Annotated in this window: 26 protein-coding genes and 3 pseudogenes; 5 read left to right on the top strand and 24 right to left on the bottom strand. The window is 41.8% G+C overall.

Annotated features, from left to right (window positions below):
- The first annotated feature begins 98 nt into the window (after window positions 1-98).
- Entirely contained in the window at window positions 99-1,076 is a 978-nt protein-coding gene (locus IEY53_RS25150) for a biotin--[acetyl-CoA-carboxylase] ligase (protein WP_189029889.1), read from the top strand.
- A gap of 192 nt (window positions 1,077-1,268) precedes the next feature.
- On the opposite strand, the gene IEY53_RS25145 is transcribed toward IEY53_RS25150, so the two are convergent.
- The 10 genes and pseudogenes from IEY53_RS25145 to IEY53_RS25100 all read right to left on the bottom strand — a co-directional run bounded on the left by IEY53_RS25145 (window position 1,269) and on the right by IEY53_RS25100 (window position 9,754).
- Window positions 1,269-1,721, bottom strand: a complete 453-nt coding sequence (locus IEY53_RS25145; protein WP_189029887.1) for a hypothetical protein — start codon at window positions 1,719-1,721, stop codon at window positions 1,269-1,271.
- Between the two features lie 66 nt (window positions 1,722-1,787).
- Window positions 1,788-2,144 (bottom strand): annotated as a pseudogene (locus IEY53_RS25140) (SDR family oxidoreductase); the annotation flags it as partial.
- A 53-nt stretch (window positions 2,145-2,197) separates the two neighbouring features.
- Window positions 2,198-3,328: an NADH-dependent flavin oxidoreductase gene (locus IEY53_RS25135; RefSeq protein ID WP_189029885.1), complete on the bottom strand. Its 1,131-nt coding sequence runs from the start codon at window positions 3,326-3,328 to the stop codon at window positions 2,198-2,200.
- Between the two features lie 126 nt (window positions 3,329-3,454).
- Entirely contained in the window at window positions 3,455-3,835 is a 381-nt protein-coding gene (locus tag IEY53_RS25130; RefSeq protein ID WP_189029884.1) for a DUF4405 domain-containing protein, read from the bottom strand.
- Window positions 3,836-4,102: 267 nt separating this feature from the next.
- Complete coding sequence (locus tag IEY53_RS25125; RefSeq protein WP_189029883.1) at window positions 4,103-4,306, bottom strand: hypothetical protein; 204 nt, start codon at window positions 4,304-4,306, stop codon at window positions 4,103-4,105.
- Between the two features lie 200 nt (window positions 4,307-4,506).
- Complete coding sequence (locus tag IEY53_RS25120) at window positions 4,507-5,697, bottom strand: MalY/PatB family protein (protein WP_189029882.1); 1,191 nt, start codon at window positions 5,695-5,697, stop codon at window positions 4,507-4,509.
- The gene (locus IEY53_RS25115) at window positions 5,694-6,563 is read right to left on the bottom strand and encodes a DUF3737 family protein (RefSeq protein ID WP_189029881.1); all 870 of its coding nucleotides are present in this window, start codon (window positions 6,561-6,563) and stop codon (window positions 5,694-5,696) included. The genes IEY53_RS25120 and IEY53_RS25115 overlap by 4 nt, the downstream gene beginning before the upstream one ends.
- A gap of 148 nt (window positions 6,564-6,711) precedes the next feature.
- A pseudogene (locus IEY53_RS25110) lies at window positions 6,712-7,041 on the bottom strand (Gfo/Idh/MocA family protein); the annotation flags it as partial.
- 198 nt (window positions 7,042-7,239) lie between these two features.
- A complete protein-coding gene (locus tag IEY53_RS25105) occupies window positions 7,240-7,977 on the bottom strand; it encodes a TetR/AcrR family transcriptional regulator (protein ID WP_229696345.1) in 738 nt (245 codons plus the stop codon).
- Between the two features lie 1,114 nt (window positions 7,978-9,091).
- Window positions 9,092-9,754 carry a nitroreductase family protein gene (locus IEY53_RS25100; protein ID WP_189029880.1) on the bottom strand — a complete coding sequence of 221 codons (663 nt, stop codon included), beginning with the start codon at window positions 9,752-9,754 and terminating at the stop codon, window positions 9,092-9,094.
- 190 nt (window positions 9,755-9,944) lie between these two features.
- Here IEY53_RS25100 and IEY53_RS25095 point away from each other — a divergent pair, with 190 nt between their 5' ends.
- Window positions 9,945-10,535 (top strand): TetR/AcrR family transcriptional regulator, encoded by a 591-nt coding sequence (locus tag IEY53_RS25095; RefSeq protein ID WP_189029879.1) that lies wholly within the window; start codon window positions 9,945-9,947, stop codon window positions 10,533-10,535.
- Between the two features lie 139 nt (window positions 10,536-10,674).
- Here IEY53_RS25095 and IEY53_RS36165 read toward each other — a convergent pair whose 3' ends face one another.
- From IEY53_RS36165 to IEY53_RS25070, 7 genes and pseudogenes are all read right to left on the bottom strand, one after another.
- Window positions 10,675-10,848, bottom strand: a complete 174-nt coding sequence (locus IEY53_RS36165; protein WP_373293928.1) for a stalk domain-containing protein — start codon at window positions 10,846-10,848, stop codon at window positions 10,675-10,677.
- Window positions 10,849-10,987: 139 nt separating this feature from the next.
- A pseudogene (locus IEY53_RS25090) lies at window positions 10,988-12,184 on the bottom strand (MFS transporter); the annotation flags it as partial.
- A 444-nt stretch (window positions 12,185-12,628) separates the two neighbouring features.
- Window positions 12,629-13,282 (bottom strand): hypothetical protein, encoded by a 654-nt coding sequence (locus IEY53_RS25085; protein WP_189029876.1) that lies wholly within the window; start codon window positions 13,280-13,282, stop codon window positions 12,629-12,631.
- Window positions 13,283-13,525: 243 nt separating this feature from the next.
- Entirely contained in the window at window positions 13,526-13,939 is a 414-nt protein-coding gene (locus IEY53_RS35330) for an EamA family transporter (RefSeq protein ID WP_229696344.1), read from the bottom strand.
- Between the two features lie 77 nt (window positions 13,940-14,016).
- Complete coding sequence (locus IEY53_RS35325) at window positions 14,017-14,373, bottom strand: DMT family transporter (RefSeq protein ID WP_229696343.1); 357 nt, start codon at window positions 14,371-14,373, stop codon at window positions 14,017-14,019.
- A 163-nt stretch (window positions 14,374-14,536) separates the two neighbouring features.
- Window positions 14,537-14,878, bottom strand: coding sequence for an ATP-binding cassette domain-containing protein (locus IEY53_RS35940; protein WP_308424256.1), 342 nt, complete (start codon window positions 14,876-14,878; stop codon window positions 14,537-14,539).
- Complete coding sequence (locus tag IEY53_RS25070; RefSeq protein WP_189029874.1) at window positions 14,827-15,312, bottom strand: ATP-binding cassette domain-containing protein; 486 nt, start codon at window positions 15,310-15,312, stop codon at window positions 14,827-14,829. The genes IEY53_RS35940 and IEY53_RS25070 overlap by 52 nt, the downstream gene beginning before the upstream one ends.
- Before the next feature lie 43 nt (window positions 15,313-15,355).
- On the opposite strand from IEY53_RS25070, the gene IEY53_RS25065 reads away from it, so the two are divergent.
- Window positions 15,356-16,006, top strand: coding sequence for a substrate-binding domain-containing protein (locus tag IEY53_RS25065; RefSeq protein WP_189029872.1), 651 nt, complete (start codon window positions 15,356-15,358; stop codon window positions 16,004-16,006).
- Window positions 16,007-16,130: 124 nt separating this feature from the next.
- Here the strand turns inward: IEY53_RS25065 and IEY53_RS25060 are convergent, their stop codons facing one another.
- Window positions 16,131-16,454 (bottom strand): winged helix-turn-helix transcriptional regulator, encoded by a 324-nt coding sequence (locus tag IEY53_RS25060; RefSeq protein WP_189029870.1) that lies wholly within the window; start codon window positions 16,452-16,454, stop codon window positions 16,131-16,133.
- A gap of 144 nt (window positions 16,455-16,598) precedes the next feature.
- Between IEY53_RS25060 and IEY53_RS25055 the strand changes: the two genes are divergently transcribed.
- Window positions 16,599-17,483: an SDR family oxidoreductase gene (locus tag IEY53_RS25055; RefSeq protein WP_189029868.1), complete on the top strand. Its 885-nt coding sequence runs from the start codon at window positions 16,599-16,601 to the stop codon at window positions 17,481-17,483.
- Between the two features lie 1,070 nt (window positions 17,484-18,553).
- On the opposite strand, the gene IEY53_RS25050 is transcribed toward IEY53_RS25055, so the two are convergent.
- The 6 genes from IEY53_RS25050 to IEY53_RS25025 all read right to left on the bottom strand — a co-directional run bounded on the left by IEY53_RS25050 (window position 18,554) and on the right by IEY53_RS25025 (window position 23,265).
- Window positions 18,554-20,053, bottom strand: a complete 1,500-nt coding sequence (locus tag IEY53_RS25050; RefSeq protein WP_189029866.1) for a monooxygenase — start codon at window positions 20,051-20,053, stop codon at window positions 18,554-18,556.
- 17 nt (window positions 20,054-20,070) lie between these two features.
- Window positions 20,071-20,475 (bottom strand): RidA family protein, encoded by a 405-nt coding sequence (locus IEY53_RS25045; protein ID WP_189029864.1) that lies wholly within the window; start codon window positions 20,473-20,475, stop codon window positions 20,071-20,073.
- A gap of 142 nt (window positions 20,476-20,617) precedes the next feature.
- Window positions 20,618-20,977, bottom strand: a complete 360-nt coding sequence (locus tag IEY53_RS25040) for a hypothetical protein (protein ID WP_229696342.1) — start codon at window positions 20,975-20,977, stop codon at window positions 20,618-20,620.
- Complete coding sequence (locus tag IEY53_RS25035) at window positions 20,964-21,302, bottom strand: nitrile hydratase (RefSeq protein WP_189029862.1); 339 nt, start codon at window positions 21,300-21,302, stop codon at window positions 20,964-20,966. Before IEY53_RS25035 ends, IEY53_RS25040 begins: the two co-directional genes overlap by 14 nt.
- 31 nt (window positions 21,303-21,333) lie before the next feature.
- Window positions 21,334-22,323: a carbon-nitrogen hydrolase family protein gene (locus IEY53_RS25030; RefSeq protein ID WP_189029861.1), complete on the bottom strand. Its 990-nt coding sequence runs from the start codon at window positions 22,321-22,323 to the stop codon at window positions 21,334-21,336.
- A gap of 162 nt (window positions 22,324-22,485) precedes the next feature.
- Window positions 22,486-23,265, bottom strand: a complete 780-nt coding sequence (locus tag IEY53_RS25025) for an IclR family transcriptional regulator (RefSeq protein WP_189029860.1) — start codon at window positions 23,263-23,265, stop codon at window positions 22,486-22,488.
- Between the two features lie 274 nt (window positions 23,266-23,539).
- On the opposite strand from IEY53_RS25025, the gene IEY53_RS25020 reads away from it, so the two are divergent.
- Window positions 23,540-24,277: an alpha/beta fold hydrolase gene (locus IEY53_RS25020; RefSeq protein WP_189029859.1), complete on the top strand. Its 738-nt coding sequence runs from the start codon at window positions 23,540-23,542 to the stop codon at window positions 24,275-24,277.
- Window positions 24,278-24,893: the final 616 nt, after the last annotated feature.

Below are 24,893 nucleotides of genomic sequence, written 5' to 3'. Positions count from 1 at the left end.
ATGAGATTGCACACTTGAGTTTTCCTATTGTTATATAAGCATGTTAATATATTCAAAGAGGTTTAATCGGAAAGTTATACTTTTGGAGGGTTATGTCCATGACAGTTAAAGAACATATTCTAGCCTTACTCGATGGCAACAAAGGTGAATATATTTCCGGTGAAGAAATAGCCGGACAATTATCCGTGACACGCAGCGCTGTCTGGAAAGCCATAAAATCGCTGCAGACAGACGGTTATTCCATACAAGCTGTAACCAATAAAGGATATTCCTTGTCACCTCATACGGATATCTTGTCTGCCAGTGCAATTTCAAAGTACCTGGATACACAGGGTCAAAAGCTGCGTGTTGAAGTCTTTAAGACAATATCTTCAACCAACGAAGCCGTAAAAATCCTGGCCTCAAATGGAGAGGCTGAAGGCAAAGTGATCCTTTCGGAAGAGCAGACAGCCGGCCGAGGAAGAAAAGGCCGAAGATTCTTTTCTCCGCCAGGAACGGGTATCTATATGAGTATCCTGCTGCGTCCAAAGCTATCAGCAGCAGAATCCACTCTTCTGACGACTTCCGCCGCAGTCGCTGTTGCCCTTGCCATCGAGAGTGTATCCGGTAAAGACACGCAGATTAAGTGGGTCAATGACGTATTCATGGAAGGCAAAAAGGTGTGCGGAATCCTTACCGAAGCTTCCATGTCACTGGAAAACGACTGGCTTGATTATGCCGTTCTGGGCATTGGTATCAATGTAGCACTACCGACAGGCGGCTTTCCTAACGATCTTACCGAGATTGCAACATCTGTATTTTCCGAAAGCAATCATTATGGTGATCTCCGCAGCCGACTCGTGGCCGAAGTGCTAAACCATTTTATGGGATTTTATGAGCATTTAATGGACAGACTGTTTCTTTCCGACTATAGAAAACGAATCATTTCACTTGGTAGACCCGTAATGGTGATGAAGGATAATAAACAGCGTGAGGCAACAGCCATTGATATTGATAACGATTGTCATCTGAAAGTCAGATATGAGAATGGTGACGAGGAATATCTTTCAAGCGGAGAAGTCAGCATTAAAATTTAGCTGGTGACTCTTTTTTAATAGGGATTGCCCCGTTCCATTTAAACTACGCAATAGAAGCAAAAGGCTGCCGAGTCAGCTGGCAGCCTTGCATGAGATTTGATTGTTGAACATCTGTTTGGGGTCATTAAGACACCTTCTTAGTGGCTAATGGACTGGATGCTTACCACTGTACACCTTCCTGTAGGGGCAAAGTCAACGCACAGCATGCGACATGTAATGTTCATACAACTGTTCAAAAGTATCGTAACGCTCGACCTTCAGGCCCACCCTGCCGTACTCTAGCAGATATTCATCCATAGCGAGCAGAAACTGCTCTTTAAATAGCTCAAGTCTCTCTGTATCAAAATATTGCATTAGATCGAATATTTTGGTCCCCCGCGTTTTTGTCATTTCATCAAGGAAATTTTGTGCTCCCATAGCTGCATGATAGGCATAAGATTTATCGTTTAAATTCACACTTGCTATTATCTTATTGCGGTAATTGCTCCACAACTCCTCATAGGTTCCACTAAGACTATCATTGGTCGGCTGCGGTTGTTCTATAAATTCCTTCACCATGTTATCGTAAAGATCAACTATGCTTTTCAGAAAATCATATGCAGCACTGTGAATTTCTGCAATGGTTCCCGCTTCGATTGACGCCATATATCGTCTTCAAAGTGATCTGGTTTATACCGGTATGCACTTGTTTCCTCTAAATATCTCTTAATGCCCCACTATCATCTCATTAATCGCTACATCGGATGGTTGTTCAATTGCAAATCCCCATTCTTTAATTTTTTTCTCATAAATAGATGATAGCGGCATTACTCCTGCATTATTGACCATTACATCAATTTCCCCAAACTCTTTAAGAGCATAATTAGCTAACTCTTCCATTTGTTCATGTGAGGCAACATCCGTCACTTTATAAATTTGAATCTCTTCTTGCAGCTTTTGTAAACGATCTTCACGACGAGCGGCTAGTACCAGCTTCGCACTTTTAGATGCAAGTTCTTTTGCAGTAGCTTCTCCAACCCCACTAGAAGCACCTGTGATAATTACAACCTTATCTTTAATATTTGACATCCTCCGCTTAATTAAAACGTGACAAAAAACAGTAAAATTTTTCTATTACGATGTTATTCTTCGATCTTAAACCATGGACCTAAAGCTTGAATTACATTCCACAGTTTTTCTGGAAGCTCAAGCTCGCTTACTTTTGAAGTCTTAAGTGCTGTCTCAATTTCAGCTTCTTTTCCATTCTGAATCTTCTCTACCCAGTCTGGATTCATGATTAACGTATGACCAACCGCTGCTAGGGATAGACCCTTATCTAATGCTGTTGCAACGTCATCCGGAGTGACCATAGAACCAGCAGCCATTACAGGTATTCTGCCGTTTGCATGTTCAACAATTAATTCAAGATATGTTTTTTCATCTTGACTATCGACTGGCTTTGACGAAAGGGCATTAACCAATGAAGCATGCACATAATCAACACCCTCTTCAATCAGGCAATCAATCAATGCATAGGTATCCTTCATTCTTAGACCGCCTTCTTCTGGTTCGTCAGGAGAAATCCTGTAGCCAAAAATAAACGGTTTTGTAGCATGTTTTTTAATCACATTGTTCATTTCCTGAACGACCGCCAATGGGAAACGCAAGCGATTTTCTAGAGAGCCTCCCCATTGATCCTCACGTCTGTTGAAGAAAGGAGAAAAGAAGTTTTGAAGTAAAAATCCATGCGCGCCATGAATTTCAACGCCATCAAACCCTGCTTCAATGGCGCGTCTTGTTGTTTCTCCAAACGCATGAATTACTTCCAGAATTTCATCATGTGAAAGTGCTCTCGGCAAAATAGAGGGAGCAAATGCCGTAGCTTCAGTCTCTACAGCGCTGGAACTCACTACATCCCCGTTAGTTAATGCTGGCAGTGCTTTGTTCCCTGCGTGGAAAACTTGCAGAACCGCTGGAGCTCCACCACTTTTCGCTGCATCCGCCAATTTACGTAAACTCGGAATAAACGTATCGTCGTACGCTGCAAATTCATGCGTAAACCCTATTCCATTAGGTTGAACATGCGTACATCCCGTGATAACCAGGCCTACACCGTTTACTCTTTTTTGATAATATTTCACTTCTTCATCTGAAATCGTGTAATCGTCATTACTAGACCAAGTAGTCATAGGAGACATCACAACCCGATTTCTAAGGGTGATTCCATTTGTGAGTGTAAAGGATTCAAGTAGTTTGTTATATTTTGCGTTCATTGATTAACCTCTTTCATTTTTTAGTTTGATTTATTATTCGTTGTTCTTAAGTTTTTATGCCGATTAGCATCTGCTAGGGAAGTCTTATAGGACATTCTTATCATCTCAAAGAATCATTAGTATCGTTCACTTTAGGTCTTCATCTATAAAATCTATGAAAAAGAGCACGGCCAGCTGCTTATAATCCCAGAAGGAATAAGAATAGTATAAAACCAGATATTGGCCGATTTCTCTCTTGAAAAAGACGTATATGCCATAACCAGCGATCATTACGGCAACTACTCGAAGGCCAAACACCATTACTTTACTTGCCTTCGCATTTTTCCTCATCCTCCGTGCTGCTCCCATAATCATTCCCCAGTGGAGTCCAAGATGAATGGACATCAGGATAAATCCCCAGTAGGCTGACAAATGATGCAGTTTCCGGCCAAAATCAATATTTTTGAATTCAATAAAGGAAAAAACGGTTTGTGATATTATAAGTCCACTCACCATCAGGCCCAGCATAGAAGCAGGAGCAAAAGAATGACTGCAGTACGGATGACACGAACTGCTGAATATTTTCCTTTATAAATTGCCTTATACCAATTCATATTCAGTACATTATGAATGATAAAGAGAGTGAACAGCGATATGCCAGTCCACTCATGCGCGGTGTTTCCAGTCAAGTGATACGCCATCATGATTATAAACAACACAGTCATGATGGTATCGATAGATAATCGAACGATCGTTTTTTGTTTTATCGAATCCCCCCCCCTTTTATTAATATCTTCAATCCACAATCCCGATTTGTTTCAACCATTTGTCCACATCATCTTGGGCATCTTCCGCACGCACTCCCTGAACGACAAGGCCATCCAGATAGTCCGCCTTCTGCTCCTCCAGCGCTAAGTCTGTCGTTTCCTCATAATCACAAGGGTAAGGTTCCACTGTTACGATCTGGAACACATCGCTGTCGACGACACCCTGCACCATGTCAACGACACTTCCGTATTTCCGAGTAACCCCTCATCTCCAGTTCTCAAGCTCGCAGAAGCGACAGCATCTACGTCTTCGCTGAAGGAAGAGGTTCCCACACGGGAGAAATACGCTATGAGAGTTTTACCATTACCGCCTCCACAAGCGACCAGAGAGAAAAACATCAGCATAGAGAATATGGGTGTAAATACTTTTTTTCAACGTATCTCCTCCATTTCAGTTTTTAGATATGTTGATTTCACAACACCTTCTAACCGCTCCATTCCTTCTACCAAAAATGCTCTAGGGCAAGCAATATTCATTCGAATAAATCCTTCTCCTGTTTCGCCATAGGCAGAACCATCATTGATTCTTAAGCGACCATCTTCAAATATCTTATTACAAAGCTCTTTAGAACCTATCCCCAGACTGCTGCAATCCATCCAAACGAGATAAGTAGCTTCAGGGATCACGACCTTCAGTTCGGGAATCCGCTCGTTAATGAAGGAAATTAAGTAATCCCGGTTCCCTTGAAGATAATCCAATAATTGATCCAGCCACTCTTCTCCTTCGTTGTAGGCGGCAATCAGGGCTTCAATTCCAAAGGCATTAGGTTCAATCGCTTCATTGATATTGAGTGAACGGTTTACCTTTTTTCTGTATTCCTCATTTGCAACGATGATATTTGATGTTTTGAGCCCGGCAAGATTAAAGGTTTTACTAGGAGCTGTGCATGTGATGGAATTCATTAAACACAATTCACTCACCGATGCAAAAGGAATATGTTTGCTCCCCCTATATATCAAATCCCTATGAATTTCATCAACCACAACAAGGACATTATATTTTAAGCATATCTCTCCTAAGCGTTGCAGCTCATTTCTGCTCCACACTCTTCCAACAGGGTTGTGAGGATTACAAAAAATGAATACCTTCACTTTTTCATCTGAAGCTTTTTGTTCAAAATCTTCAAAATCAATTTCATAAGATTCACCATTGTACTTCAGTTCATTTCGTACGATCTCGCATCGATTATTCGTAATGGAGCTATTAAAGTAATTGTAGACAGGAGATTGAATTAACACTTTGTCTCCAGGTTCTGTAAAAGCCTGAACTACAGCCGAAAGAGATGGTATAACACCCGTGCTGATTTCAATCCATTCTTTTTTTATTTTGAAATGATGCCTTTTGGCCCACCAGCTTACCTCTGCTTCATAATAGGCATCCGGGATACTGGCATATCCGAAAATCCCATGCTGTACTCTCTTCTCAAGTGCTTGAATAATCGGATCAGCTGTTCGAAAATCCATATCAGCTACCCACATTGGCAAGATATCTTCTTGAGAAGAGTCCCATTTCACACTATTGGTATTTCTTCTGTTAATGATCAGGTCAAAATTATATCTCAATCTATGACCCCCTCAGCTTCTTCAATGGTGCCTTTGGTAATAAATTGTGTATTGGAAAAATTCAGTTCAGGATCGTCCAAAATGAGCTCTTTAATACCTTCCGCTCTGATGACCCCACTGATCGGATTTTTAACACTAGCGACTGTATTCAAAATGGTGGCGTGCACGGTCGAATACTCGAAAGACAAATCAGTATCAATCATTTCGCAATTCTCAAGGATGAGGTTTTTGGCATAACACAAGGGCTGTGTTCCAATAATTTTACAGTTGACCAGTCTTAAATTTTTTGAGTACCATCCTAGATATTCCCCCTCTAAAACTGAATCATAGACCGTAATATCCTCTGTATTCCAAAAGGCATCTTTCGATGTGATAACACAGTTACGTACGATACCTTTTTTAACATGCTGAAAGGAGTAGTCCCCGTCTAATTTGAAATGATCAAGTTCAATATTGGAGCCATGCAAAAGTAGATAATTTCCTTTAAAATCAGAATCCGAGATCTTAACATTCTCACAGTCCCACAAGGTTTCATTTGTATCCATGATGGTCTTGTGAATGGTGATATTTTGAGCATCTCTAAACATCTTAGGTGTTTCAACTTTACAATTAATCATGCGAACATGGTTTGTGTACCAAATCGCGGCACGACTACCAGCTGAAAAATAACAATCTTGAATGTCTATATCTTTGTTATGCCAAAAAGGATATTTACCAGCAAAACTGCAATCTGACACTTTTAAATTTCGACTCTCCTTGACGGCAGATTCCCCTGCTAAAAATTCACTATACTGGATTTGCATGTTAGCAATCTTATATAAGGGGCGCTCACCTTCAAATATTCCTTTTTCAATCAAATTCATCATGTATAATCCTCTTTTCATTTAAATATAATCGAACGTTCGTTTATTAAATTTAAAAGTAAGCAATCTCACAATTCTTCAGTACTTCCCGTCCAATAATAAACGGTTATTCGATTAATATCAAGACACTTAAAATCAGAGGAAGTTGCTTCTTAATCACTCTTTTTGAATATTGCTCTTCCTCTGAAAGTCTAAATGAATAATTGCATTCGACTATCTTGATAGCACCGAGCTTAGGTAAATACTCCTTCATCGCCACAACATTATTCAGATATTGGTTCGTAATGGCTTCCAGCAAAACGAGCTTATTCTGCCGGGCCAATTCTTTCAGCTCCATAAATTCATGTTTATTGGAAGTGAACGGCTTTTCGCAAATGACATGCTTGCCGCTTTGCAAGGCTTCTTTGGCATAGGAATAATGCAGGTGATTCGGCAAACCTATATAGACTGTCTCTACGTCTGTATCCTGGACCCTCTCCGCAGGCGACCAATGAGAAAACCATGATCAACAAGTAAATACAACAACTTAGCATAGATAGCCTTATAAAACGAATGTTCGTTTATTACAATGGATAAATAATATCTCCTCTCTGGAGACAAACGTTTGTTTATGAATAGGGATAGAGGGGTTTTATTTATCCAACTATATGGAATATTGCACCCTCTCCAAGTCTCAAAATCAAGCTTTTACAGCATCCCAGCTCATTTGAATGATCTCGTTAAAGTTTTCCTGTTTTGAATCTGTTTGTCCACTAAAATATTCTTTTGCATATGCCATGGCCGGGTAAACCATGAACATATGGAGCAGGTTCGTATCCACTTTTTTGAAAATATTTTGACTCTTGCCTTTCTCAAATAGGCTAAAAATCGGCTCAAACAATTCAATTCCTTCTTTTTGAGATAACTTATGAAGGAGAGGTGAGTTTGAGAATTGCTCAATAAATAAAAATTCATCTTTATGGGTCAAAACAAAGTTTATATATTGTCTCAGTGCATGTTCGAAAGCTGATTGGTACGAGATAGAATCATCGTAATTATAAAACACTGCTAAACTCATCTTCTTTTTGATACTTAAATATAATTTATTCAGCATATCCTCCTTATTTTCAAAGTAAACGTAAATCGTTGAAGCAGATACTCCGGCTTTTTTAGCGATCTTGGACATTGAAGTTTCCGATAAACCATGTTCAGTTATCAACTGGATCGCTGCATTAAAAATGCTTTCACTCTTATTTTCATCTTTATGTCTCATTGCTCTATAATAATCGACTGTTCGATTAAAGTCAATTGTCTGCTTTATCAATGGACCGAGTTTCCTCAATGATTTCTCCTCATTTTTCTGGCTCAACCTCAAAATCAGTGCTTGACTATCAACCCAAAAGAGGGGTTCGCCGCCCCTCTTTGCTATTTCCGCCAATACATCTCCGATTTAATTATCCTTCCGTACTAACAGTGAACAGCACTCCACATGTGTAGCCTGCGGTGCCCAGTTAGTCTGGCGGAAGACGCGCCACCGATGACAGTGTTGACCATGCCCTTCGACTGTCCCCTTGCGACCATAGCCCCCGTCCTGTTCCCAGCGTTCCTCAACATTCACCCTCCTCTGTGCTGGACACTTCACTACTATTAAAGGAATGTCCTGCTCAGCACTCCTACCTGTTGCTATTGGGTTTAGTCCCAACGCTGATGCTGCTGCTGGCTGGGAACTCGGCGAGTGAGGGTCGGCCGTAGGTGCGACCGGCGGTCCGACGTTTGAATTAGAACATAACATTGACAGTATATTTAGATGATTATCAAATCGACAATAGTACCATGATCTTGTTCATTTTCGGCAATGGGACCAAGTTCTTGTCCCATGAAAAGGACAAGAACTTGGTCCCTTAAAACAGAAAACCCATGCCGGGCGCGGGTTCTAATGGGACTATGTTCTTGTCTTCTGACACTTCCCTTACACCGAGTGTTTGTAATTATCCATTTTTTTGAATCATTCGTGCATAAACCATAGGCATCTCTGATGTGACATTAGCAATCAATTGATGTATTTGACCCATATTCAAGCCGGCTCTCATTAACTGGCTCGGGACAAGAACTTGTACCGATAAAATAAAAAAACCGCTAAAATAGCGACTTCAATGGGACCATGTTCTTGTCCCTCGACAATTGCTCCGCATGCAGGATTCCTTCATTAATGCTGCCGATTAGTGTAGTGACTTCTTCGCTGAATCAGCTGCTTGCTCCGCGAGTGCTCCTACTTCTCTGGTTACGACAGCAAAGTCTTTGCCGTGCTAGCCTGCCCATGCAGCCTCAATGGAAGCATTCAAAGCCAATAATAAAGCTGTGGCTAACGTTATCGGCGATATGGCCGATTTGTGGTCATAAACCTGTTAAGTAGACAGAACAAAAAAGACACATTTCAAGTTATTGTCGCCAAATCGAATCTAGCACCATCCTGCTAATATCTGATGCGTAGAACCTGTAAAAGACCTTAGCTCGCCGTTGTTTATGCGGGCGCCAAGGTCTTTTACATTTTTTTATTCCTTAGGCATTTCGTTAAAGAAAGCCACATCATCGACTGCCAGCCTCACCGTCGGATGACCGGGCTTCGCCGCCTTGCCGATGGCGATCAGCATAATCGGAACGTAGCGTTCTGATATGCGGAAAGCTTCCATGATCTTTTGTTTGTCGTAGCCGCCCATCGATACCGTGTCGTAGCCTTTAGCTCGGGCGACAAGCATGAGTTGCATCGATACTAGCCCGCCGTCGGTATAAACTTTTTCGTGGATGGCCTCGGGCGGCATACTCGAATACATTCCGGTATAGCGTTCCACGAACGATTTAGCCGTTTCTTCAGGCATGTAACCCGCTTCGACAGCCATTCCGTAAATTTTCTCGGCCAATGTATAACACTCCAAATCTCCGAGTACCGCAATGACAGCCGAAGCCTCGACCACTTGCTGTTGATTGAATGCGATCGGATGCAGCTTCTGCTTCAGCTCCGGCGAGTCGATAACGAGAAAACGCCACGGCTGCAGGTTAGCGGCTGAAGGAGCCAGCGTGGCTTGCCGCAATATGTCGGTCAATTCCTCCCGCGAAATCTTGATCTCGGGATCATAGCTACGAACCGACCGGCGTTCTCCAATAACATCAAAAAAAAGTTGGTGCTCCATCGTTAGTGATGGCTGTGAAACCGGCATGGTTCTCTCCTCCTTTTGGAAAAGCAGCATTCTGCTTTTTGTTTCAATACAACATTAGTAGTTTGAACAACACTTGTTGTATTTATATGTTATAATACCAACCGAATGGTACGCAATCATCAATAACCATAAACCGTTGGATAGACAACATCATTTCTATAATGTCGTTTTATTAGGGGAGATCTTAACGATGACAATTAAAAAGAATGAAGCTGATCCTCGTGTGATACGTACACGGCGACTCCTTCAAGACGCTTTTGCTTCATTAATTCAAGAAAAAGACTTTGAATCGATAGCCGTTAGGGATATTGCAGAGCGGGCTACTGTTAACAGAGCGACTTTTTATGCGCACTTTGTAGATAAATTCGAAATTCTTGAGGCCAAACTAATGGAATCATTTATGACAATCATAAATCGTAGAATAAATGGTCACGAAGAATTAAATGAAGAAACAATTCAGAGTATTTTTCTGGGTGTGTGCGATTTTCACAAGGGTCTAAGCACTATGTGTAAAAGAAGGTATACATCGCTTGGATCTGTATTCGAAATTCAAATAAAGGAAAAAATTCAAACGATACTTCTTTCCTTTATAGACAAAGACAAGATGCTATCGAGTCCAAACGCGCACTTCTTAATAAATACAGCTTCTATCATGTTAAGTTGGGGGATGTATGGTGCTGCTTACGTCTGGAACAACGAGGGGCATCCATTAAGTGCGGAATCATTCGTTAAACAGACTATGCCCTTAATGATGAACGGAGCCAAAGAACTACTGGGATAGGTCCTGTCGCTATTGCTCTATCCTGCCCGTTCAGATGAAACCAAGCCTGTTGTGCCTGAAGAAAGCATACGTTGGATTGTATAGTGGCCCATCTTGGAAGAAGGTTTCACTAATACCTTAAAGGTCGGCTATTTGGCGCTTACTTTTGTTTCAATCTGACATTTACATTCTTGTTCATGCGGTCCCAATTCGCTTCTAGATCGAACGTTTCGACAATGGCGCGCAGCGGCATGTAGATCGCACCATTTCTGATGACAGCGTTGATTAAGCAGGATTTCCATCGGCAGCCAAAGAACTTGTAGTGGTAAAACAAAGAAGCCGCTATAATAGCGACTTTAATGGGACCATATTCTTGCCCAACAATACTTAAAATGCTGCCGTCTGCCTACTTGTCTGCCCTTAGTTTACTTTATAATGAATTAGTTTTGTGATAACTTTTAAAAAAAGTAATTTTAGAGTGAGACTTCGTTTGATTTTTCTTTCCATAATATTGTAAGACCTAAGCCAATTATCAAAACTATTCCTGCAAAAAGATAAGGATAATGAATGTTAAAATCAAACAGAATACCACCCAATGCTGGACCAAAAAAATTCCCTAAGCTAGTGTAAGTGGAGTTCATGCCTGCCACGAAACCCTGCTGATTACCAGCAGTTTTAGATAAAAAAGTAGTTAGGGCGGGGCGTAACAAATCAAACGCCAAAAAAATAAAACAAGTTACAATTAAAACTGCTATAAAGCCAGTAATAACTGTAGATACAAAAGCTAAAACCGAAGCGATGATTAAGCAAAGCTGAATCATCCTTTTCTCCCCTAATTTATCTATTAATTTCCCGAACAATAAAATTTGAATGATTACAGCTACAATTGAACTAATGGTAACAATGCTTGCGATATCCTTGGGTGTGAAGCCAAATTTTTCATCTGAAAACAAGCTGAATACCGTTTCATAGGCAGATAATCCAAAAGCAAGTACAAAAACCATAATAAACGCAATTAAATAGATTGGTTGAATTGATTTTTTTAAGTCTTTAAAGAAGTTAGTTGTATTAGATGAAAGTTGTTCTCGCTCTTCATGCGATAATGACTCTTTCAATATAAGTGAGGAGGAAATAGCGGCTAAGAATGATATAATAGCAGCGAAGAAAAACGGCATCCGAATTCCATAGTCGGCAATAAACCCTCCAATCCCAGGCCCGATAATAAAGCCGGTGCTAATAGCAGCTGAGACATATCCCATCGCCTTTGGCCTATCCTCTTTAGTAGTAATATCAGCCACGTACGCTGTTACAGCAGGCATAATAAAAGCAGCGCTTATTCCGCCCAATATCCTCGATAAATAAAGTATTGAAACATGAGTTCCTAAACCAAAAATCAACTCTGATAAACTGAAGACAAGTAACCCGAGAATAATCATTTTTTTTCTTCCAAAACGATCAACCCATCTACCAGCAAAAGGCGAAATAATTAACTGGGAAACGGCATAAACTGCAACTAGATAGCCCATGGTGCTACCAGATAATTCCATGACATCTTTAAAAGATGGCATAACCGGAACAATTAAACCAATGCCAAGAAATGCTGTGAAAACGTTACTCAGAAGTATGAATATTACCATTTTTTGATCTTTAATTGGTTTTTTCATCTGTTGATCGAATCTCCTTCTTTCAGTACAATAAAATGACGATTTAAGAAAGTGTCAACTGCTATCGCGTTCCTAATATTAGCTACTTTCACTTTGTTATCATCTTTTCTTTTAATATATAGTCTATCAGTTTTAGCCTCTTTTTACATACATTAAATCAAGTGTTTCGGTCATTTTAAATGATTTTTGAAAGTATATTCTAGATGTGTATAATAAATTAGATATTAACTGAATTATTAAGGGTAAATTTCATATACATTTTTTGGATGAAGAAACGACATATAAGTTTTAGGCCCTCCTGTTACAAAAACTTCTGTTTTGCCCGTTACTACATTTTCGGTAATATAGCCGATCATATTAAATAGAGGGGTTACGCTCCCCCTTTTTTTGTTTACACCATTTCGTTCAGCAATCGATACAAGTTCTTGTACCGACAAAACAAAAAGCCGCTTATTTAGCGACTTTGAATGGAACTATGTTCTTGTCCTCAACAGATGTCACGTATAATGTTTGTCTAATAAGTCGTACATCTGCCTGATTTTCATATCGGGCTGGTAAGTTACAATGAATCTGCCCCGATAATACGTTCTGTTCACTCAAGCCGTTTTTGGGTTCTGTCTCCTCCAGCCTTTGGAGCCATAAAACGGAATAAATAGGATTGTTATACGCAAATAGCAATTGGTCTGCTACCTGGTTATACCACTTCTTCCCATGAGACAAATCGACAAAACCTATTGGCAGCATGCGACGAATACTCACCTGAAATCCCGCCTGCATAAAAGTTTGGGATATAGTATCAAGTGTATGATTCTGCATAGGAATAACCGTGTTGCCATTAATGCGCTCTCGTATTGCCGGCAAACTGGGATTGCTCGTGTAATCTGCAAAGGTTGCATAATAGACACCACCAGGTTTGAGGCTGGATTTGATCTTTAGCGCATGTTCATCCAGATTCGGAATCAAATACAAAACGGCCAGGCTAAATGCATCCAAACCGATGTTTGAACTGTTCAGGCTGCCCGGTAGCATAAAATCCGAGCGGCAGTTCTCCCTTGCGCTGGTTCGCAATCTCAATAGATTTGCGTGCCAAATCTGATTTTGCACGAAGACATGCTATATGACGTGTGGTGGCATCACCCTGGAGAAGGGGATCAGGGTATGGAGGATGATCATGTTCCACACTGGAAGAGAGTACTGAGCTTCATACCGGAAGAGAATCTGGAGGGAAGCAGCGTTCTTGACTTTGGGTGTAACCAGGGTGGATTCTTAAGACTTCTATATGAACTTCGTCCTTTCAGGGAAGGCATTGGAACAGACACCTTCACTTGAAATGGCATGGGCAAGAGTCTATTGAGTTTTGGTTGAGCCACTCTGTCTGGATAAAGCGATACACCCCACAACAATGATGATGCCACCGATCAGTGTCAGCATATCTGGAATCTCCCGCCAAAACATGAAACCAAATAATCCATTCAGTACAAGATCTAAATAACTGACAACCTGAACTACGATGGCACTCTCATGCGTAAATGCCCGGGTCAGAAGCACTTGTCCGAGTAGCGAAACTACACCAATGGCTAGTAGGTACACCAATTGCATGAGATCAGGAATGACAAATTGTTGCCACATAAAAGGCATCGACACCAGTGCAGATGTTGCCACAAAATAAAATACAATTTCATAGGACGGATGCGCTTTACTTAAATATCGAATGGGAATCCCCGCTGCTGCCGAAAAGACAGCAGCGGGGATTCCTACCAATGCATAGACTGAATAGCTTGTATACTCATGAGGCTTAATGAGGAATATTGCACCCAGAAAAATAAAGGGAAGTATTCTTAGGGTTCTGCGGGAAAGCCTTCTTTTAGGAAAATAACGGACAGCACAATTACAAATACAGGAGACATCTGTCCGAGTATACTCGCATCTGTCAATGGAATCTTGGATAAGGTGAAGAAATAGGCCAGCATATACAATCCGCCCAGCACGCCTCTTAATGCCAGCATGGGAATTCCTTTTCTGGAAAAAGAAATCTGTCTTGAACGCATCAACACAAGGATCAGAATGGTTCCGGTCAGCCCCCGGAAGAATGCAATCTCGGCTGGTGGGATCGTCCCACTAACCGCTTTTACAAGAACGTTCATCACGCTGAATACCAATGATGAGAACAGAGCTAACCAAACACCGTTTTTCATGAGAACCTCTTTCATCACAGCATATATAAACACAACTATTGCTCCAGAACATATGCAGCTGACAACAGGCACTGTGTATATTCATGTCGTTCAGGGTCACTGATTAACTCACTAGCAAACTGATCTACGATGACTCCATCCTTCATGACGGTTATTCGATTGCTCATCTGATGAACGAAGCAATATCATGGGAAATGAACAAAAATGACATCTCCAGATCGGTCTGCAGTTGTTTTAACAGTTGGAGAATATGGGCTTGTACTGTTACGTCTAAGCTGGAAGTGGGTTCATCACAGATGAGCAGCCGTGGCTGAAGACTAATGCCTCTTGCAATCGCAATCCGCTGACGTTGTCCCCCACTCAGTTCATTGGGGTAACGATCCAGATGTTCCGGGCCGAGATCCACCATATCCAGCAGCCCTGCTGCGGTTTCACGTCTGGCATGCCTTATATCTACAAGAAAGACGGGTTTAACTTCCGGGAAATTGTCCAACGGTTCCAGCACAGAACGCCAGACAGGCAATCGATATTCAGTGAGGCATTACTGTCCTGAAATACAACCTGAATGTGCTGCCTCATACTTCTGAGCAAGCTCTTTTTTGCCTGTACAAGTGAAGTCCCTTGCATCCGTATATCGCCATGATCCGGCTTTTCCAGCACCAGCAGCAGACGAGCAAGTGAGCTTTTGTCACTTCCGCTCTCGCCAACGAGGCCCAGGTATTCTCCCTTCTGTATGGTGAAGGAGACATGTCGGACTGCATGAACAACACCCTTGCCATGTCGGTATGTTTTGACCAGATTTTCAGCGACCAGTAAAGGTTCCACAATCTGATACCCCCAAATTTTCGTTTCTTGTAGACCCACACTCTGCTTGCGAAGGATTCGGGAACAAGCTTTCAGCAAAGCTTGGGTATACGGATGATGGGTAATCCAAGCCATTTGTACGAGTCGGCCAGGCCTTCTGCTACTCGTTGCGCTTGAAATGCTGCGCAGCAAGCAGTTGGATGCCTTAGTTTGTCTCTTTCGAACCAACGAATGGGACGTCATCGAATCCTATGCCAAATACGGTCCTATTGTAACTTGGCAGCGGCTTGTAAGCGATATGATTCCCTCCGTCTTCATGGACCAATATCAGGGTTATATGCTGGGGCTTGAGTACCTCTATACCAAAGGATATCGCAGGATCGCGAACGTATTTTCTTCAAAGGGATTAGACACACCTGAACGGATTAGAGCCTTTAACGATTTTGCGTTCAAGTATCAGTTGAAAGCTGATGAAATTCCGGATTTTCACGATAAACTTACCATTTTTGATGGAGAAGAGATTGCGAGATGGTGGATGAAACAGACGAACAGACCAGATGCCATCGCTTGTTCAAACGACAATGTGGCAGCTGGACTCCTTACCGAACTTCGGCGTGCGGGTTTCTCCGCTCCGGATGACATCGGCATATTGGGATTCGACAACACCGATCTGGCTCATCTTCTTGATCTGACAACTATCCACTATCCTGCAAACAAACAGGCAGAAAACGCCGTTTATATCATTCTGGATATGCTGGGTCAGCATGTATCGGAAGTTCATGTATTGGAATTTGAACTGATCGAACGAAAATCTACTAAGTCCTCATGATTTTAATCACCATCGACACTTTTCGGGAAGTCGCAATTTCTCCAAAGTTCAGCTCTAGAATGCTGGAGAAGTACAACAATTTTACTGCCAAACGCGACTGGTTTTTAATGTTTTTTTATTGCCGTCACATATGTTGAAGTCCCCAATCTCGCATTTGTAATAACATGGGGGTGAGACTTTTCCCTTTATCCGTCAACGAGTATTCTACACGGGGTGGCACTTCAGCAAAAGTAACTCGATTGACCACACCATCCTCTTCCAATTCACGCAACTGACGCGTCAATGTACGATGTGTTACTGAAGAAAGCTTTTTCTGTAGTTGATTAAACCGGATCATGTCATTATTAATAAGATGATATAAAATCAAAATTTTCCATTTTCCGCCAATGATATTGGCTGTAAATTCGACTGGACATGGGCTACAATTTCCCAATGGTTTTGTCTCCATAAGTTTTCCTCCAATAGTATCACGAGAGATACCAGATATCCTTAATGTGCGTACTTACATAAAGTTTGTTGGTTGTTTATTATAAATATAACATTTAGTTCGATACTGAACCAATGAAATATACTTTAAGGAGTTGTTGGATATATGGAATCCATTTTGGTTTATGGAGCATCAGGGGTACAAGGTGGAGCAGTAGCAAGATTGTTAGCTTCTAAAGGGGTAACTGTTCGTTCAATTACACGTCAGGAGAAAAACGCAGCAGTTCTGAAAGAACAAGGCATCGATGCTTATGTTGGCGACTTGTCTATATTAGAGACCTTGAAAGAAGTTAACACTGGTGTTGATAAAATTTTCTTGAATATGCCAATTGAATATGACACAGCGTTGATCAAACTACACATCACCCATGCTGTTGAAGCCGCAAAGCAAGCAAACGTGAAATTGATCGTCGTAAATTCGAATGGCTTCTTGCCAGAACAGCCTACCGATACCAAAACATTGGATGTAAAGCGCGAAATGATCGAATATGTACAACAAAGCGGCATTCCGACCATCTTGGTAAAACCAACACTTTACATGGAGAACTTCTTGATTCCAGGGCTTATCAACAATGGGATGCTGTTCTACCCTGTGCCAGCGGATAAATCTATTCCTTGGATCAACTCCGATGACGCGGCGCTATATCATTATTATGCATTAAGTCATCCTGAGCTGGCAGGTCAAACGATACTGGCTCCAGGGCCGGAAGCACTGACTGGTGCAGAACTGGGGGATCGCTTTACACAAGCGCTGGGACAAGATGTCACATTCCAGTCTCTGAACTACGATGACTTCGAAGCATCTCTCACGCCGCTGATGGGAGAAAAACAAGCATCTGGTGTTGCGGGCTTCTACCGTTGGATTGGAACCAATATCGATTCCCTGAACTATTATGACATTAAGGATCGCGTGATTGTCCCTGATCTCCAACTGACCACGCTGAAAGATTGGTTGCAACAACCACACGTTAATAAAATGCTTCGTTCTTAAGAAGGGCTGGTCGGTGAATTCGAATAAATTGAAGAAACTAACATTATCAGTCTAGAATTTTTTTTGTTACATTCAAAGGGACCATTGTAAAATTAAAGGCAACCCTAACTGGTTGCCTTTTTCATAAATTATTATGTTAATGACTCTAAATTGGAAACAGCTATAAGTGACGACTGCGGGCTGTCCAATGAAGTAGATGTTCCAGCGACTCCAGATAACTGACTTCTTTCAGCCATTTGTTAATGTCCGATGCGAAGAGAGCCCGGAACCCTCAAATCTCCTTCCAGGCCACATAATAAAATTCGACAGCCCCGATCTTCAAAAGTTCCTCATTTTTATTGCGGCGAGAATTCACTTAATTCAACTTACTTATATGGATATTAATGGCATAAGTGGTAATTTGTTTGTTTTCTTTCCATTTCCCTTTTTGAGCAACCTTGGTTCGGTCATTACTTTAATAATCGGTGTACGGTACACATTCTTGGCCTAATTCGGCAATCGGAACAAATTCTTGTCATTAGCTTTTGACAACAATCTGTTCCGTAAAAAAAATCCCGCAATTTATGGGGGTTCTATGCGGAACACATTCTTGTCCTCCGACACTTTATGTAAATTGACACAAAAATGCATACCTTTTTGACACGAAGTCCCTACTTTACGATCTTTAGGCATAAATGCTTAGTAGTATTTATAATTTCAGACTATTTTACTTTAACAAGTCTTTTTAATGCCCCATTAAATAACGACACAAAAATTATTATTGCGGACGACAAGAACTTGGGCCGATTACCGCTCCCCAATATCGCTGCGTAATTACAATTATTTCAGCAACTTGTATCGGTACAATTCTAATGACACAAAAGTTCCAACATTACATCTTTTTCTTGATCAGGAAAAACACCGGCAGCCGTGTGGACTGAAAATTAATGTACAGACTGCCGGTGTTTTTAAACTAACGTTATCTGTTAGCGCAACCAACACACAAAAAACGGATTCATTCTGATGGTCTATACTGCAGTCACGATTGGTAGAATATTGTTTTTCCAAAAACAATATAGGCAAAGAAAGGTTTAACCTCTGCTGATTTGCTTAATTCCTTGCTCAATTCGGTTAATTAAATCCGCTTCGGTTGCAGAGATTGCCCATGCAATATATCCGTCCGGTCGAATCAATGCAGTGTGCACATCTTCCCAGCCTTTGGCTTGTTCAGCCAAAGTTACACTTGCGAATTTGAAATGTTGGTGCTGCAGATTACTAACGATGACTTCTGTAATTTTATCCGAAGCTAGATTCAATAATATATATTTACCTTCACGGAATAGCTCATAACTGCTGAAGACATCGCCATTCTGTGAAAGCAATTTAATCTCTGCAAGTCGGCTGCCATTTAGAAGATGTGACGATACATTTTCTTGTACGTTGTATTGAACATCCACGGCCGCAATTTGACTGGCTAAGCGATAGTTTGCATCCGGGCTTTGCAACAAATCCGAAATCATTCTGCGGAGGTGAATCGTTGTAGGCGAAAAATCGGTGCCGAACAATAGGGTTTGTACTCTTGTATTCCGAAGTAATGCCGTATTAACAGGGAACCGTTCTGAATGGTAACTGTCCAGCAACCCCTCGGGAGCCCACCCTCTCACTTCGGCTGCTAGTTTCCATCCAAGATTCATGGCTTCTTGCAAGCCCACATTCATTCCTTGTCCGCCGGCTGGGAAATGAATATGAGCAGCGTCCCCCGCAAGGAACAGTCTTCCTTCCCTATAGCGCTCGGCTTGACGGGTTGCATTGCCGAAACGAGTCATCCAGTAGGGATCAGAAATCCCGTAGTCATCCCCTAACATACGGATCATTCCCGAGCGCAGTTCTTCCAAAGTGACTGGCTGGTCCTTCGGTATTAATTTTCTTTTCGGATCGATAAAGACGACACGGTGCAACTCCTTCGAGACGGGGACAATCATAATCATTCCTTTTTCATTAAAGCTGGAAACGACGCTCGTTTTCGGTGGATTTTTAAATACGACATCTCCTTGAACCGCAGTAAGTGTTGCATCCGTGCCATTGAACGCAATGTTGGCCTGCTTACGTACAAGACTACCTGCTCCATCGGCGCCAATCGCATAAGCTGCCGTTAATGTAATTTGTCCGATAGCTCCGGAAGCAATAACCTCGACAGAATCAGAGCTCTTAGTCACCGATAATACTTCCATTCCGCGGCGAATTTCGGCGCCAAGTTCCTTCGCTCTCTGTTCCAGTACCTTTTCCGTTTCCGACTGGGCGATAAACAAGGAATAATTAGAGGAAGAGTCGATGACTGTAAAGTCCAACCGAGTTTCTAAACCTGCAAAATGACCTGTAGGGAGCGGTTTGCCAATCTTCAACAATTCCGATTTCAATCCCCGTAAGTCCAAAATCTCTAATGTACGGGGATGGATGCTAAGCGCTCGCGAGTAAGGGGTAGTGGCTTCTAACTTTTCCAATACGCACACCTTAACATCAGCCAATGCGAGTTCCCCAGCTAACATCATTCCGACCGGTCCTCCACCGATTACAATAACGTCATAATTCATTCTTATTTGCTCCCCCTTTAGTTAGAAATGGATACGATAGCATCGACTTCAACTAACCATTCCTCAAAGCCAAGCGCCTGAACGCCTATAAAGGTACTTGCAGTAAGCGGCCACTGGTCGCCGAATACTTCAAAGCCGGCTTTAAAGATCGAATCAACCAACTCGGGCCTATGGTTAACGACATGAATTTTCATTTGAACAATATTCTCTGGCCCAGTTGCAATAGCTTCCAATGCGAGCTTTAAGTTAAAAAACACTTGTTTTGCCTGCACCCCGTAGTTCCCTTCTCCCATAAGCTCCCCCTTTTCATTTAACGCGACTTGCCCGGAAATAAAGGCTAAAGTTGAAACGGGAGCAACGACGATTTGTGAAATCAAACTCGTTACTGTACTCGTTAGAGTATCGGGATTTATTTTCTTCATATGAAATCCTCCAATTTGATTTTTCACAAAACAAAATTCCTTTGTAGAAGATAGAACGAGTGAATGTCTCCATTTTCGGATGTGCCTAATAGACCGATTTTATCCGGTCCTGGGTCCGATCCATAACATTCTTGTTTATCATTCATTCACCCTGAGATCGATCGAGCACGTTAGAGCGCATGTCTCGAAGAACCCAGGTTAAGGAATCATCGGGGATCAGATACCCCCCCACTCCGTCTGTAAACAAGATGTCATAGATACGACGACAAGCAGCATTCAATGCCTCATCGCTAGTATCTTCCTCTATGGGCGATGGAAGGAGGATCGTAATGGTATCCGGTTCTTGGGGGATGATTTCAACTTGAAACTCCCCTTCAGGTACCGTGCCTGATCCAAAATACTCATTCAACCCTGCTTTTGGATCCATAATTAAACGTTGGCGGGCAGCTTGATTTCGTTGAAGCAATCGGTAATGACCGGTGAAAATATCATGTTGATCCATTAGGGGCATTCCTCCTGTAGCTTTGTCGCATCGCCAAGAGTTGCACTTTCAGCTTCTGAGGCATGATCCAGACAAACAACTCGGCGCTCTGCCACAGATCCATTTGATTAATGACGATATCGGGCTTGTCCGGCTCCTCTGAATAAGGCGGAATAACGTAGTAAAGGGTATCTCTCCTTTGCCGCCGAATATCAAGCTTATCACCTTCGGGCACTTCTACCCCTATTTGCGCAAGCGCTTGGTGCGGGTTCGTTTCAATCAATTCTGCAAAAGAAGGGTCTCTCCAAGAGAGTTCGGTAATTTTCCGTTCGAGACTGTTATTCATGGTATTAATTAGTCCTCTCCGACAATTGTTGTTAGCTATTTTGAATAGCTTCGTAACCGATAACGTTTGGCTTCGATTCGCCGATCACTTTTACGGGCTCATGAACATTTTTATTGAAAGTTAAGCTTAAGAAGCCGGGAGTGGAGTAATGCCCCGCATGATCGATCAGGAATTTGCCGGGAATGATTTGTTTGAGGTCGATGTCCGCATACACAATACCTTCCTCGTCATGCTCTAGCGTATTGCTGATAACATGACCGTTCGGCGCGATGATCTTCGCGAAGCCATATCCAATCTTCATATAATTTCTTTGGTACTCGGTTTCTCCGAGCATATCTCTCATTTCTTCTGTCCAAATCTGGGAAGCCAACAGACAGAAGGTTTGATTGGATATCGCGTAGTACTTCGTTGCGATTTCGCATACCTCGATGCTGAACAAATGGCCGTCATACGGCAAACCCGTTGGCCAGGAGGCGACATGCACCTGTTCATTCATGGAAGCCATTGCCGAGATGTTCAGAGGGATGAGGTGTTCCCAACATTGCAACCCGCCGAGATTGCCGTACTCCGTCTCGAACACGGGCATCATGCTTCCATCACCGTCGCCCCAGATCATCTTCTCCGCATTCGTTGCTTTTAATTTACGGTGTTTGCCGATCAAGTCGCCATTAGGATTAAACCATAGTTGCGTCAGATATAAGGATCCGCAGTCTTTTTCGGTAACTGAAACACAGAAATAAACTTTGTTGCGTTTGGCGGCTTCGGATAATTTCCGAATAGATTTGCTCGGGATTTCAACAGAGTTTTCGTACAACCTAATGTAGTGCTTCATTCCATAGTCTGCATTGCCAAGCCATATCCACCAAGGGTATCCCGGCACGAACGCTTCCGGAAAAGCAATGACCTTAGCTCCGTTAGCTGCTGCCTCATCCACGAGCCTGCATGTTTTGTCAATCGTAGCATCCAGATCCAAATAGACGGCGGCAGCTTGAACGGCAGCAGCTTTGAAGGTTTGATTCATGTTTGAACAACTCCTTATTCATTTGTTTTAAAACGTTCACTATTAGTGTACATCATACACTAATAGTGATTTGAGCCCAGTATAATTTAACTTTGTTTCACATGCAAGGAAAAGTTACAAAAAAAGACACTGCGGTCGATTTGACCGCAGTGTCTTTTGCCCCTATGTCAGTTGATTAGTTATTTGATTAGCTTTCTCCTTGAGCTTGAGTACATCTATTGAGGATGTACTAGTATCGATGTCGCCTGTAAATCCGATGAGACAAAGTGCGGCAACCATGTTTCCCGTATAGTCAAAAATCGGACTTGCTACCGACATGCTCCCAGGTATTCCGGCAAACAGCGTATTGCGAAAGGAAACTCGTTCCTCTCGAATCGTCTGTAATTCCTGCTTCACCAGCAGCTCGTCAAGTTGATAGTTGTCGATCTCCCGTTGTATTAATGACTGAACCTGCGAGGACGGAAGAAAAGCAGCAAAACACTTGCCAAGGGCCGTCATCAACAATGGAAAGCGATATCCAGCTTGGATTTCGACCTGTATCGGTTTATCGCTTCGTTCGTATTCAGCAATTATCGGCCCTCCCTCGCTCCAAATCGCAAGCGCTACGGAGTGATTGATCTGTTTGCTAAATTCGCGGATATGAGGTTTGGCGATCTTGGCAACATCGAATTGTTGGAGCGCGACCAATCCTAACTCGATTAGCGCTGGCCCCATAGCGTAAGACGAGTCTTTTTTATTCTGAATAAGAGCGCCAACTCTTGTAAAACTAACCAAGTATTTATGAATTTTATTCTTCGGCATTTCCATTCTTTTGGACAATTCCGATACGGACAGAGGAGCGCTCGCCTCTTTAAAACAATTCAGTATGGAAAAAGCGATCTCTAGAGATTGGATCCCCTGAGACGAGGAACTTAATCGAGTTGGAGCTTCTAACTCTTTCATGTATTCACCCTCACTAAAAGTAGTGTTCTGACCATTCATTTGTTGGTGTTGTCTAAATAGTAATGGATTTGATATCTCTTCGCAAGGAAGGGACAGAGACGTTTATCTAGGAAACTTGCGGTATGTCCACCCTTTTCGGTTTTGTGAATTAAGTTGACATCGGCGCTGAAAATAGTTGCAAAAATGATAAATGACTATATAATGATGTTAAAAACATTCACATATAGTGTATGAATACACTAATGGTGAACAAAAGTGGGAGGGCGAACGTACCGTGTTTAACGATACAGAGATTTTAAAGAATCCATCGATTGTACTCATTCATGGTTCTTGGTTAGGAGGATGGAGTTGGAGAAAGGTCACCAAACAATTAAGCGCTCAAGGGTATCGTGCTCTTTCTCCGACTTTAACAGGACTTGGCGAACGTAATCATCTGCTGACTGGAGACATTAATTTATCCGTCCATATCGAGGATATTGTAAATCTCATCTTATTCGAAAACATTACGAATGTTGTGCTGGTCGGTCACAGTTATGGAGCTATGGTTGCTGCAGGAGCCGCAGATCGTTTGTTCGGTCGAGTACGTTGTGATATCGTTATCTTAGACGGCTTTGTAACCGAACCCGGCGAGTCTGTTGTAGATCATTATCCGGATGTGTACTCTCTCATGCGGAATTTCTTGTCATCGAACCCCTCCTTGGTTGAGCCGCCGCCTGTAGAGACATTTGGATTAAACGATACCGAAATTTCTGCAGCCATTACTCCCTTCCTAACCAAAATGCCTCTTGCAACGCATATAGAGAAACTCAACTTCTCTTTAGAAAAACAAGCACAAATGTCCCGTTCCTACATTTGTTGCAAGGAATTTTCTATGTTTCATCAAACGGCTTCCGAGGCAGCCAAACAGGGGTGGCATTCCTTTGAAATTAATGCCGGCCATCTGGCTCCAATTACTCATCCGAAACTAATTGCCGAATTAATCGTTGCAGCAATCGAATCGAATCACATATAGTCCGTTTAGCTTTACATCTGGCGCTATCAAAATGGACAGCGTCGTCAGTGGAGGACCACGGTACACAATGTATGCCCTTAATCGGGTAACGATGTAAGTTCTTGTCCTGGACTTTGGACAAGAACTTACAAACTCTTCTTTATCACCATAGTTAACCCACATATCGAATATAGTCTCAATTACTTCGCCGGCAGCTAAGATCAATATCTTATGAGGTCGCTCACAATAATTTTTAATGTCAAGATTTGTTTCTACTAGCACCCGATGATCATACTGAAGATCATTATATAATCGTATCTCGCGTTTAAGTCGTTTACTAAATACTATAAACCTATTCATGCCCATCTCATTTTTTATTTCATGAATTGGTTTGTACAAATTATTCACATCCTCACTTTTTGCTGAAAAAAGGCGTGTATAATTAAATTCAATTTTATATAGTTATATCCTTTTTAGAATTTTCATTTTTTTGAATTTGAAAATACTGTTATATATCAGAGTATACGAAAATAAATAATTGTAAGATAATGGAAAATAGGCAGCAATGGTCAAAAATATCCATTGCTGCCGTCGTTTTTCAACCTCTCAAGCAGAGGCTGCGTTTCCTAATAAGTGA

It is taken from the genome of Paenibacillus albidus (assembly GCF_014644435.1).
Classification (GTDB): Bacteria; Bacillota; Bacilli; order Paenibacillales; family Paenibacillaceae; genus Paenibacillus_AQ; species Paenibacillus_AQ albidus.
This window is presented reverse-complemented; position numbering and strand designations above follow the sequence as displayed.